The sequence below is a fragment of the Pseudomonas sp. Irchel s3f7 genome, assembly GCF_900187615.1.
Taxonomy (GTDB): domain Bacteria; phylum Pseudomonadota; class Gammaproteobacteria; order Pseudomonadales; family Pseudomonadaceae; genus Aquipseudomonas.
Genome location: NZ_FYDO01000044.1, coordinates 24,011 through 36,304, shown reverse-complemented (window position 1 = coordinate 36,304; position 12,294 = coordinate 24,011). Strand labels below are relative to the sequence as shown.

The 12,294-nt window shown below is 57.4% G+C and carries 11 protein-coding genes; 2 read left to right on the top strand and 9 right to left on the bottom strand.

Annotation, left to right across the window (positions count from 1 at the left end; all coding sequences use genetic code 11):
• Window positions 1-150: 150 nt before the first annotated feature.
• The 9 genes from msrQ to mrcB form a co-directional block, all read right to left on the bottom strand.
• A complete protein-coding gene (msrQ, locus tag CKW19_RS26975; RefSeq protein WP_095061406.1) occupies window positions 151-771 on the bottom strand; it encodes a protein-methionine-sulfoxide reductase heme-binding subunit MsrQ in 621 nt (206 codons plus the stop codon).
• A complete protein-coding gene (msrP, locus tag CKW19_RS26970; protein WP_095061404.1) occupies window positions 771-1,784 on the bottom strand; it encodes a protein-methionine-sulfoxide reductase catalytic subunit MsrP in 1,014 nt (337 codons plus the stop codon). The genes msrQ and msrP overlap by 1 nt, the downstream gene beginning before the upstream one ends.
• Window positions 1,785-1,847: 63 nt before the next feature.
• Complete coding sequence (gene pssA, locus CKW19_RS26965; protein WP_095061402.1) at window positions 1,848-2,705, bottom strand: CDP-diacylglycerol--serine O-phosphatidyltransferase; 858 nt, start codon at window positions 2,703-2,705, stop codon at window positions 1,848-1,850.
• Between the two features lie 144 nt (window positions 2,706-2,849).
• Entirely contained in the window at window positions 2,850-3,866 is a 1,017-nt protein-coding gene (ilvC, locus tag CKW19_RS26960) for a ketol-acid reductoisomerase (RefSeq protein ID WP_053123857.1), read from the bottom strand.
• 45 nt (window positions 3,867-3,911) lie between these two features.
• Window positions 3,912-4,403, bottom strand: coding sequence for an acetolactate synthase small subunit (ilvN, locus tag CKW19_RS26955; RefSeq protein WP_003176102.1), 492 nt, complete (start codon window positions 4,401-4,403; stop codon window positions 3,912-3,914).
• Between the two features lie 2 nt (window positions 4,404-4,405).
• Window positions 4,406-6,130 (bottom strand): acetolactate synthase 3 large subunit, encoded by a 1,725-nt coding sequence (locus tag CKW19_RS26950; RefSeq protein ID WP_095061408.1) that lies wholly within the window; start codon window positions 6,128-6,130, stop codon window positions 4,406-4,408.
• Between the two features lie 463 nt (window positions 6,131-6,593).
• Window positions 6,594-6,929 (bottom strand): YqcC family protein, encoded by a 336-nt coding sequence (locus tag CKW19_RS26945; RefSeq protein ID WP_095061400.1) that lies wholly within the window; start codon window positions 6,927-6,929, stop codon window positions 6,594-6,596.
• The gene (locus tag CKW19_RS26940; protein ID WP_095061398.1) at window positions 6,929-7,663 is read right to left on the bottom strand and encodes a tetratricopeptide repeat protein; all 735 of its coding nucleotides are present in this window, start codon (window positions 7,661-7,663) and stop codon (window positions 6,929-6,931) included. Before CKW19_RS26940 ends, CKW19_RS26945 begins: the two co-directional genes overlap by 1 nt.
• A 16-nt stretch (window positions 7,664-7,679) precedes the next feature.
• Complete coding sequence (gene mrcB, locus CKW19_RS26935) at window positions 7,680-9,998, bottom strand: penicillin-binding protein 1B (protein WP_095061396.1); 2,319 nt, start codon at window positions 9,996-9,998, stop codon at window positions 7,680-7,682.
• A 116-nt stretch (window positions 9,999-10,114) separates the two neighbouring features.
• Between mrcB and CKW19_RS26930 the strand changes: the two genes are divergently transcribed.
• Both CKW19_RS26930 and CKW19_RS26925 read left to right on the top strand, forming a co-directional pair.
• Complete coding sequence (locus CKW19_RS26930) at window positions 10,115-11,671, top strand: bifunctional aminoglycoside phosphotransferase/ATP-binding protein (protein WP_095061394.1); 1,557 nt, start codon at window positions 10,115-10,117, stop codon at window positions 11,669-11,671.
• 90 nt (window positions 11,672-11,761) lie between these two features.
• Window positions 11,762-12,106, top strand: coding sequence for a pentapeptide repeat-containing protein (locus tag CKW19_RS26925; RefSeq protein WP_095061392.1), 345 nt, complete (start codon window positions 11,762-11,764; stop codon window positions 12,104-12,106).
• Window positions 12,107-12,294: the final 188 nt, after the last annotated feature.

Genomic DNA, 12,294 nt, shown 5'->3' with positions numbered 1-12,294 from the left:
CTCTTTTTCAACTTCCTTTTGGCTTCGATGAACTGAAGCAACCTGCTGCCGAAAACTTCGTAACTCATTGTTTACCAAGGAGTTTTCCGTTTCGACTGCGCCGGAAGTGGGGCGAATTATAGACACCCGAGATCTGCCGTCAACAGCTATTTACGCCTTTTTGGCAGAAGTGCCCTTTTTAGCCACTAAACGCGGGATTCGACGAGCAAAAGGCGGTAGCCGCAGCACTAACAACAAGGCACCTATAGATGCATAGATAGCCCATTCCCTCAGATCAGCGCGCACAATCCAGAGCATATGCAGCAAACCAAGCCCGAGAACCCCATAAACCAGGCAATGCAGTTTCTTCCAACGAACCCCCAATCGTCGCTGACTGTATCGATTGGAGGTCACCGCCAACGCCAGCAGACACAGAAAGCCCAATGCTCCGACAATGATGTACGGACGCTTACGCAGCTCAACGCCAAGCTGCGACCAATCGAAACCAAGGATAAATGCCAGGTAGGCGCTCAAGTGCAGAACCACATAAGCGAAACACCACAATCCCAGTTGCCGCCGGACAGCCATCCACCCCGCCCAACCCGTGAGTTTTTGCAGAGGCGTCATGCTCAACGTAATGAGCAACAGAACAAGCGTGCCCAATCCCAACCGGTCAACCAATACCTTGCCCGGATCAGGCCCAAGCGCATCCCCCCAAGCCTGATACAACCAAAGCAATGGCCATATCATCGCCGCAAGGAATACTCCGATACGCCAAAACGGATAGCGCATCAGTAGTTCTTCCGCAGATCGAGCCCTGCATAGAGAGAAGCGACTTCATCCGCGTAACCGTTGAACATTTGCGTCTCGCGCACATTCGGCTTCAACAGCCCGCTTGGCAGTCGACGTTCGCGTGCCTGGGTCCAGCGCGGATGGTCAACCGTAGGGTTCACGTTCGCATAGAAACCGTACTCGTCCGAGGCAATGCTCTGCCAGGTGGTTTTAGGCTGCTCGCTGACCAAACTGATTCGCACGATCGACTTGATGCTTTTGAAGCCGTACTTCCAGGGCACCACCAGACGCAGTGGCGCCCCGTTCTGATTCGGTAGTTCACGCCCATACATGCCCACCGCAAGAATCGACAACGGGTTCATCGCCTCATCCAATCGCAGCCCTTCTATATAAGGCCAATCGATCAGGGCAAAACCGGAGCGTTGTCCCGGCATACTCTTGGGGTCCTGCAGGGTTTCGAACCGGATGAATTTGGCGCTGGATGTTGGCTCAACTTCCTTGAGCAAAGCCGAGAGAGGAAATCCGATCCATGGAATCACCATCGACCACGCCTCAACACAACGAAGTCGATAGATGCGCTCCTCCAATTGGTAAGGCTTCATGAAGTCTTCCAACGCATATCGCCCCGGTTTACCCACCTCACCATCCACAACAACGGTCCACGGCTGAGTCTTCAGCGCACGGGCGTTGGCAGCCGGGTCACCCTTATCCGTACCGAACTCATAGAAGTTGTTGTAGTGGGTTGCGTCCTTGAACGGCGTGATCGCCTCATCTTTGACGTTTACTGCCCCCCACTCAATTGAGGGAAACTTTTCGCTGAACCAGGAAGGCGCCTTTCCGGGCTCAACGCCCGCATAACGCTCCACATTGTCAGCCGCCGCCCACCGAGATAGACCACTGATCGCCAAACCGGCAACAGCAGCACCCAATACATGGCGTCGAGAAAGATAGAGGGATTCAGGCGTGACATCCGACTCATGACAGTCAGACGCTTTTGGGACTTTGATCAGCATGGCTACTCCGCAGCATTGGAGAACAGATGCACCAATAGACTGCGGAGTATGAGGGAAATTACATTACTCGACGCTTTTGCGCCGACGAAGATGCAACAGGTATTGCACCGGACCCGACGCTGCATAGGCGAGGAAAACCAGCAGCAGAATGCGCGGTGGATCGCTGAACACAACCGCGAACACCAACACTACGGCGAGAATCGCCACAAAAGGCACTCGCCCTTTCAGGTCAAGCTCTTTAAAGCTGTTGTACTTGATGTTGCTGACCATCAGCATGCCGGCCGCAGCCACCATCAGCGCAACCAGGAAAGACATCTTGGAGCCCTGGATGCCGTAATCGCTGAAGGCCCACACAATCCCCGCCACCACACCTGCGGCAGCCGGACTGGCCAGGCCGATGAAGTAGCGCTTATCGGCGGTACCGACCTGCGTGTTGAAACGCGCGAGACGCAACGCCGCGCCCGCCACATAGATGAACGCCACCATCCAGCCAACCTTGCCCATATCGCCAAGGGCCCAGCCGAATGCCAGCAATGCCGGCGCAACGCCGAAAGCGACCATGTCCGACAGGGAATCGTACTCGGCGCCGAAAGCACTTTGGGTATTGGTCATGCGAGCAACGCGACCATCGAGGCCATCGAGCACCATGGCAACGAAAATTGCGATAGCTGCAAAAGCGAAGTACTTGCTTGCGTTGACTGAGTCGCCAGCGCTCAAGGCCGCCTGTGCGCTCATCGAGTTGATGATGGAATAGAAGCCGGCGAACAGGTTCGCGGTGGTGAACAGGTTCGGCAAAAGATAGATACCACGATGCCGGACTTTACGACCTTCAGCGTCATGCCCTTCCTCGACATGTTCATCGACGGGTAGCAGGCTTTCGGCGTCAGGAGCCTGGTTTGGCTCTTCGGGGCGTTCGCTCATGGACATTACCTTGCAACGGGGTGGAAAGTTTGGACAGGTGCCTGGGACGACGATTCGACCGCAAACGATGCAGCTTTATACCAGAACCGGCCTCCCAAACGAAAAAACGCGGCCTAAGCCGCGTTTTTCGTGCAAGAGCGTGACTTAGTTTTTGGCTTTGTCGACGATCTTGTTGGCACCGATCCACGGCATCATGGAGCGCAGTTGCTCGCCGATGATTTCGATACCGTGAGCGGCGTTGTTACGACGTTTGGCGGTCATCGAAGGATAGCCGGTAGCGCCTTCGCTGATGAACATCTTGGCGTATTCGCCGTCCTGAATACGTTTCAGGGCGTTGCGCATGGCCTGACGGGACTCGGCGTTGATGACTTCCGGGCCGGTCACGTACTCGCCGTATTCGGCGTTGTTGGAGATTGAGTAGTTCATGTTGGCGATACCGCCTTCGTACATGAGGTCAACGATCAGCTTCAGTTCGTGCAAGCACTCGAAGTAGGCCATTTCCGGCGCGTAGCCAGCTTCAACCAGGGTTTCAAAACCGGCTTTAACCAGTTCAACGGTACCGCCGCACAGAACGGCTTGTTCGCCGAACAGGTCGGTTTCGGTCTCGTCCTTGAAGGTGGTTTCGATGATGCCGGTACGACCACCACCAACGCCTGCAGCGTAGGACAGTGCTACGTTTTTGGCGTTGCCCGAGGCGTCCTGGTAGATCGCGATCAGGTCAGGGATACCGCCGCCTTTCACGAACTCGGAACGTACGGTGTGGCCCGGAGCCTTCGGCGCGATCATGATCACGTCGAGGTCAGCGCGTGGCACAACCTGGTTGTAGTGGATCGCGAAACCGTGGGAGAAGGCCAGGGTGGCGCCTTTCTTGATGTTCGGCTCGATTTCGTTCTTGTACAGGGAGGACTGGAACTCGTCCGGGGTCAGGATCATGACCAGGTCGGCAGCAGCAACAGCAGAAGCAACGTCAGTTACTTTCAGGCCGTGGGCTTCAGCCTTGGCAACAGTGGCCGAACCTTTACGCAGACCAACAGTCACGTCAACGCCGGAGTCTTTCAGGTTGCACGCTTGAGCATGACCCTGGGAACCGTAACCGATGATGGCTACTTTCTTGCCCTGGATGATCGACAGGTCGCAGTCTTTTTCGTAATAAACTTTCATGAAATTCCCCTATATCAGGCCGTTCAGGCCATTCGCTAATTTGGTTTAGATGCTGAGTACTTTGTCGCCGCGGGCAATACCGGTGACGCCACTGCGGACGGTCTCCAGAATCGAAGCGGTGCCAATGGACTGAATGAAGCTGTCGAGCTTGTCGCTGGTACCGGTCAGTTGAACGGTATATACGCTGGCGCTGACATCGACGATCTGTCCACGATAAATATCGGTGGTGCGCTTGATCTCGGCGCGCTGGGCACCGGTGGCCTTGACCTTGACCAGCATCAGTTCGCGCTCGATGTGAGCACTCTCCGACAAGTCGACCAGTTTTACCACTTCGATCAGTTTGTTCAGGTTCTTGGTGATCTGCTCGATGACTTCATCGTGACCGACAGTGGTCAGCGTCAGACGCGACAGGGTCGGGTCTTCGGTTGGCGCCACGGTCAGGCTTTCGATGTTGTAGTTGCGCTGCGAGAACAGGCCAACCACACGAGACAGAGCGCCCGGTTCGTTTTCCAGAAGCAAGGAAATAATGTGCCGCATGATTAAGTACGCTCCGTCTTGCTCAGCCACATATCGCGCATGGAGCCGTCTTTGATCTGCATCGGGTAGACGTGCTCGCTGGTATCGACCGAAACATCGATCACAACCAGGCGATCCTTCATGGCGAACGCTTCTTCCATCTTCGACTTCAAATCTTTCGAATCGGTGATGCGCACGCCGACGTGACCATAGGCCTCTGCCAGCTTGACGAAATCAGGCAACGACTCCATGTAGGAGTGCGAATGACGGCTGCCGTAGCTCATGTCCTGCCACTGGCGAACCATACCCAGCACACCGTTGTTCAGGATGACGATTTTTACCGGCAAACCGTATTGCAAGCAGGTCGACAGTTCCTGGATGTTCATCTGGATACTGCCTTCACCGGTGACGCAAACGACGTCGGTATCCGGGAAGCTCAACTTGATGCCCATGGCGGCCGGAAAACCGAACCCCATGGTGCCCAGACCGCCGGAGTTGATCCAGCGGTTGGGCTTGTCAAACGTGTAGTACTGCGCAGCGAACATCTGGTGCTGGCCCACGTCCGAAGCCACAAAGGCGTCGCCCTTGGTCACTTCGCACAGGGTTTCGATCACGGTCTGCGGCTTGATGACGCTGCCGTCGCCCTTGTCGTAAGGGAACAAGCCACGATCACCGCGCCACTCATCAACTTGCTTCCACCAGCTGGCTACAGACTCCTTGTTCGGGGTCTCGCCGATTTCCTTGAGGATCGCAACCATTTCGGTCAGGACGCTCTCGACCGGACCAACGATAGGCACGTCGGCCTTGATGGTCTTGGAAATCGAAGCCGGGTCGATGTCGATGTGAATGATCTTGGCGTTCGGGCAAAACTTCGAAGCGCCGTTGATTACACGGTCATCGAAACGCGCACCGACGGCGAGGATCACGTCAGCATGGTGCATCGCCAGGTTGGCGGTGTAGCTGCCGTGCATGCCGAGCATGCCGATGAACTGACGGTCGGTGCCAGGGTAGGCACCCAAGCCCATCAGGGTGTTGGTTACTGGCAGGTTAAGCATTTTCGCCAGTTCGGTCAGCGGCGCGGAGCCACCACCGAGAATCACGCCACCGCCTGCGTACATCACTGGACGCTTGGCTGCCAGGAGCATTTCTGCTGCCTTGCGGATTTGTCCGGAGTGACCGCGAACGGCCGGGCTGTAGGAGCGCAACTTGGCTTTTTTCGGGAAGACATATTCGAACTTCTCGGCCGGGTTGGTCATGTCTTTCGGAATATCGACAACGACCGGGCCAGGACGACCGGATTGCGCCAGGTAGAAAGCCTTCTTCATGACTTCCGGGATTTCCGACGCGTGCTTGATCATGAAGCTGTGCTTCACGATCGGCCGGGAGATACCGATCATGTCGGTTTCCTGGAACGCATCGGTGCCGACCATGGTGCTAGGCACCTGACCGGAAATGATCACCATTGGAATGGAGTCCATGTAGGCAGTGGCAATACCGGTAATGGCGTTTGTTGCGCCAGGACCGGAAGTCACCAGTACCACACCGGCTTTACCGGTGGCACGGGCGTAGCCGTCAGCCATATGGGTAGCCGCCTGCTCGTGACGAACCAGGATGTGGGTCACTTCCGGTTCTTTGAACAGGGCATCGTAAACATGAAGAAGAGCACCACCCGGGTACCCGTAGATATATTTGACGCCTTCGTCACGCAAGAAGCGGACGAGCATCTCACCGCCAGATAAAAGCTCCACGTTGCTCACCTCTAAAACGCCAGAATACCGCCCACGAAAAATGGGACGGGTCTTAATAGGTTTACTTCTCAGCAGAGCATGAGCGACGGTGGTCGCCGACTACGTCAGCACTGACTGAGCAAGTATTGGGATCGTCCCAAGTGTTGCGGGGCTTTCCCACCCAGCGCGAGGTAACGCGTTGCGGGTGTAACAGGTCGACGCGGATATGCGCCTCATGATCTGCTGAGAGGGTCTGCTTCTGGCAGTCCCTGTACAGCGGACTTTGGATTCTTCTGTTTCGTCCGTTGCAAGTCAAGTCGTCTATGCGCTTTATTCTGGTAAGCGCATGAGAACGCAAGAAAAAACCCATAAAACCGACGGGTGTTAGCTTCAATTGCGCAACTTTTGGTAAAGAATTGGCACGCGCACGCACTTCTTCATCGCCGACCGACTGGCCATTCCCCGTTTTACCGAGCGAACGACTTCAGCGGGAAGCAGTGATCAGTTGATCAAACTCTTTGAGCAGGACCTGCAGCTGCCGATCCTTGCCTTGCACATTGCGCCCGGCAAAGACCATTTCGGCCATTTCCTGAATTCCCGAAGCGTTTGGCAACGGTAAATCCTGTTCCAGGATCGCCTTCATGCGCGGCAGGAAGATCCATTGCAGCCACTGTTCGAAGTCCAGGGTATCGACCGAGAACGGCTCGACACTGGACAGTGCTTCAGCCGATGGCTCGACCTCATCCCACCAGCCTTGCACCCGCAACTCACGCTCGATCAGCAGCAACTGATCGGCTATCTTCGGAAAACGCACATCCATCACGACGTAACCTTGGCTTTCTGACGGGCCAGCGCTGCGCCTGAAGGATCGCCCTGTTTCTCACGTGCCTGCGCGATCAATTCCCACAGACTGGCCTGAAGCGCCGGTCGTCCATTAGCGAAAGTCAGGCCACGGCGAGCGAACTGCTCGGCCTGCGCCGCGTCCCCCTGCGCCATGCGGACTTGCGCCAGACGATAGAGCACTTGTGGCTCGCGTGGCGCGACACGCTGGGCGCGCTCGAGGCTGGAAGACGCGCCATTGAGGTCACCGCTCGCCTGTTGCTGCTGAGCCGTGGTCAACAGGGCCAGCACCGGGCCATCCAGTTGTTCGTCTGCGGAAAGACCGCCGGCACTGGCCGACGGGATTCCGCTAGGCGTCGACGGCATGCTGTAGCTGCCCTGATTGATCGGTGCAGATTGAACCGGCGACGTTTCAATCGGACCCGGCGTGATCGGGCCTGGGGTAATCGGTGTAGTGCTGATCGGCGTCGAGGTCGTCGCACCGCCACCCGGCACCATCACGACAACCCCGGTATCACCCTGCGGAATCGCTTGAGTCTGGGCTTGCACAGGACGCTTCACCGTCGTCTGGCGGTAGCCGCCGTTCGTCGAAATCCGCTCACTGTTGGACACCGTAGTACCGGAATCCACGACCGGGATCGAACCCCGTTGTACAGAGGAACAACCGCTGAGCAAAGCTACGGCGGCAACCGCTGGAATCAACCACTTGTTCACTTGAAACCCTCTTTGCTTAATTCATCCAGCCCTTGACCCAATCCATCACCGACTCAGCAGGGTTTTCACCACCGCAAGCGGCGCCGGGAGGCGGTTCGCTGCCGCGAATATACGGCATCTGCACGGCACCCGGGCAACCGGCGTCAGAACCTTGGCCGGTACGCGAATCGACCCACGCCTGGACAACATTGTCGGGCTGCGGCATGTCCAGGGGAAGTGGATCGGCCTTGCGCATGAAGCTGGTCCAGACCTGCAACGCGCCGGTGGCACCGGTGAACGGCGTTTTGCCGTTGTCATCGCGACCCAGCCAGACCACCGCCAGCAAGTCCTGGCTGAAGCCTGCGAACCAACTGTCCCGTGAATCGTTACTGGTACCGGTCTTGCCGGCCAGGGTCAGAGTCTTGGGCAATACGTTGTAAACCGAGCTGCCGGTGCCTTCACGCATGACGCGCTGCATGGCGCTCTGGATCAAGTAGATAGAAGCCGGATCGAAACGCTGCTGAATCTGGAACGGATAACGCTTGAGCGGCTCGCCTTCGGCGGTCAGCACGCTGCGAATCCCGCGCATTGGCGTGTTGAAGCCACCGTTGGCGAGGGTCTGGTACATGGTCGCCACTTCGATTGGCGTCATGCCGCCAGCACCGAGCAACATCGACGGGAAAGCCGGAAACTCGCGAGTCACCCCCAGTCGCCCTACCGTTTTCAGCACATTTGGCACACCCACGGCCAAACCAAGACGCGCTGTCGACAGGTTGTAGGAATGCGCTAGACCTTGATAAAGGAAAACCGTACCGTGGGATCGACGATCATAGTTCTGGGGTTTCCAGACCTGACCATCCGCCCCTTTGACCGAGAAGGATTCGTCTGACAGCCAACTGGTCAATGTGTACTGGCTCGGTTTCTCGAGCGCTGTCAGATAAACCGCAGGCTTGATCAACGAGCCGATCGGTCGCACAGCATCCAGCGCCCGGTTGAACCCGGCAAAGCTGGCCTGACGACTGCCGATCATGGCCTGCACTTCACCGGTTTCCGGATTGGTCACGACCATCGCCGCTTCAACCTCATCGGAACCTTTGCGCCCGGACAAGCGCTTGAAGGTATCGTCGACCGAAGCTTCAGCCTTCATCTGCAGGATCGGATCGAAACTGGTGAAGATGCGCAGGCCTTCTTCGGTCAAGTCTTCGTCGCGATAGTCTTCGCGCAACTGACGCTTGACCAGATCGAGGAAGCCCGGGAACGAGCTGTCCGCCAGGCTGCCGCGCTTGGTCACGCCCAGCGGCATTTTCTTCGCCGCTTCAACTTGCTCGGCCGTGGCTACGCCCTGCTCTTGCAGCACATCCAGCACCAGGTTGCGACGCTCAAGTGCGCGCTCGGGATAACGACGCGGATTGTAGGAAGACGGGCCTTTGACCATGCCGACCAACAACGCCACTTGATGCAACTTGAGTTCAGCCAATGGCTGACTGAAGAAGAACTGGCTGGCGAGACCGAAACCGTGCACCGCACGCTGCCCGTCCTGGCCGACAAACACTTCGTTGAGATAAGCCTCAAGGATTTCGGGTTTGTCGTAATGCAGTTCCAGCAGAAGCGCCATCATGGCTTCGGTGAGTTTTCGGCTGAGGCTGCGTTCGTTGGTCAGGTAGAAGTTTTTGACCAACTGTTGCGTCAGGGTACTACCGCCCTGGCGCATACGCCCCGCAGAACCGTTGACCCAGATCGCACGGGCAATCGACTTCGGCGAAACACCGAAGTGATGATAGAAATCGCGGTCCTCGACAGCGACCAGGGTCTCGAGCAGGAACGGCGGAACCTGATCGATCTTGATCAGAATCCGGTCTTCAAGGTTCTTCGGGTACAGGCCGCCGATCAACAGCGGTTCCAGACGCACAACCGACAGCTTCGAACCGTTGGTCGCCGACAATTCGGCCACGTAGTCCCCGGAGAAACGCACGCGAACCGGTTGCGCTTGCTCCATGCCTTCATAGAACTGGAAGCCACGGGTATTGAGGTCGACGGTGTTGCCATTGACCGCCGCCGCGCCCGGGCCATTGGCCACGCTTTCGCGGCGATAGCCCAGGGCATCGAGTTCGGTCAGGAAGTCCGTTTTGCTCAACTTCTGTCCGACGAAAAGTTCGAGCGGGCGCGCATAGACCTTCGCAGGAATGGTCCAGCGCTTGCCGGAGAACTTTTCCTGGACGATCGCGTCGAGGTAAACCGCAAAGCCGGCCAGCACCACAAGGCCGACCAGGCTGAGTTTAATGGCCCAGCTCAACCATGGGCGCATGCCCTTGGAAGGTGGTTTTTTAGGGGTACGGGGAGATCGGGTACGAGTCATGGCGGCGGATTATACGCACTTTATTCATCCTCAACAGACGCGCTCCGAGGTTTGCGTCGAGCGGACTTGCGGCCATAATGGACGCCTTGAATTTCCCAGACTCTGAAGGATCGCCTGTGAGCCAGTCCCTGATCGCTGCCCTGCAAAACCCTGCCCTCTACCCGCATCCGGTAGAGGGATTCCAGGTCATCGAAACTCATATCTCCTGGGTTCTGCTCACAGGCCCCTACGCCTATAAAGTGAAGAAACCGGTCAATTTCGGCTTTCTCGACTTCACCGGGCTTGAGGCTCGCGAACACTTCTGCAACGAAGAGCTGCGCCTGAACCAGCGCCTGACCGACGACTTGTACCTCGAGGTGCTTCCGGTCACCGGCAGCATCGAGGCACCGCAATTGGGCGGCGACGGCCCAGCCATCGAATACGTATTGAAGATGCGCCAGTTCGCGCAAAACGGGTTGCTCAGCACCCTGCAAGCCAACGGCGAACTGACCCCTGCCCATGTCGACGAAATGGCCGAGCAAATCGCCCGCTTCCACCTCAGCGCACCAAAAGTCCCGAGCGAGCACGACGCCGGCACCCCGGACAGCGTGATGGCGCCGGTACGGCAGAACTTCGAACAGATCCGTCCGTTCCTCAGCGACAAAGCCGATCTGCTGCAACTCGACGCGCTGCAAGCCTGGGCCGAAAGCAGCTTCGAGCGCCTCAAGCCATTGTTTGCCCAGCGCAAGGCTGAAGGCTTCATCCGCGAATGCCACGGTGACATCCACCTCGGCAACGCCACCGTGATCGACGGCAAAGTCGTCATTTTCGACTGCATCGAATTCAACGAACCGTTTCGCTTCACTGACGTGTATGCCGACACCGGTTTCCTCGCAATGGACCTGGAGGACCGAGGCCTGAAGAGCCTGGCGCGTCGTTTCATCAGTCAGTATCTGGAACTGACCGGCGATTACCGTGGCCTCGAACTGCTGAACTTCTATAAAGCCTACCGCGCGCTGGTTCGCGCCAAAGTCGCCCTGTTCAGCATGCCGGCCGATGCCACTCCTGTGCAGCGCGCGACCACCCTGCGCCAGTACCGCAATTACGCCAACCTGGCGGAAAGCTACAGCACCATTCCTTCGCGCTTCATGGCCATTACCCACGGCGTTTCCGCTGTCGGCAAGAGCCATGTCGCCATGCGCCTGGTGGAAGCACTGGGGGCGATTCGCCTGCGTTCCGACGTTGAGCGCAAGCGCCTGTTCGGTGAGCAAACCGTCCAGAATGACGTGCAGGCCGGTATCTACAGTGCCGACGCCAGCGTTTCGACCTATGCCCGACTGCATGAAATCGCCGACGTCATCCTGCGTGCCGGTTTCCCGGTAGTGATCGACGCCACTTACCTCAAGCGTGACCAGCGCGACAGCGCCGCGAAAGTTGCCGAGGCCACAGGCGCACCGTTCCTGATCCTCGACTGCAATGCACCGCAAGCCGTGATCGAAAGCTGGCTGGCCATGCGCCAGGCAGACAAGAAAGACCCGTCCGATGCCACCCTCGCTGTTATTGAAGCCCAGCAAGCCAGCCGCGAAGCGCTGACACCGGCGGAAATTCTCTGCAGCAAACGCGTCCAGACCAATGAAAGCGGGACCCTCGATACGGTTGTTGAGCAAATTCGCCAGCGCCTGCCAGGACTGTAAGAAGTATTTCAACCGTGGAGCCTCCACTGGCTTCACGGCTGTTAAGTAGTGGCACTATACTGGCATCATAAAACCAACAGGTGATGCGACATGAGCCAGCCAAAACTCCTCGACACCCCGCTTTATGCTTTGCTGCACAAAGACGACATCAGGGGCTTCAACAGCGAACGCCCCACTGATGGCCCAATCGACATGGTCGGTGGCGACTTCCGCGGCCTCGACCTGCGAGAGCTCAACGCCGATGACGTGGACTTTCGCAACGCTTACTTCCGTTCCGCCGACTTGCGCGGCATCGATTTCAGCAAAGCCAACCTGGAAGGTGCGAGCCTGGGCCACGCGCAAATTTCCGGCGCCTACTTCCCCCCCGAGCTCAGTGCTGACGAGATCCTGATGTCGATGAATTTCGGTACACGGCTGCGTTACCGAACTCGCTGAGCAAGGCCGCAAACTGACAAGTCCAGCCCTCTCTTCGCGCTGGACGCTGAGTCTCTTTTTCCGGCAAAAGCCCATTGTTTCCTGCTGTTTTTCGCCGCATTCGCGGATTTTCAGCCCTCCAGCCCATTCTGCCCCTTAGAAGCATTTGCGTCGAAAACGACCAAACAATCACGCTTTTCCTACTGATG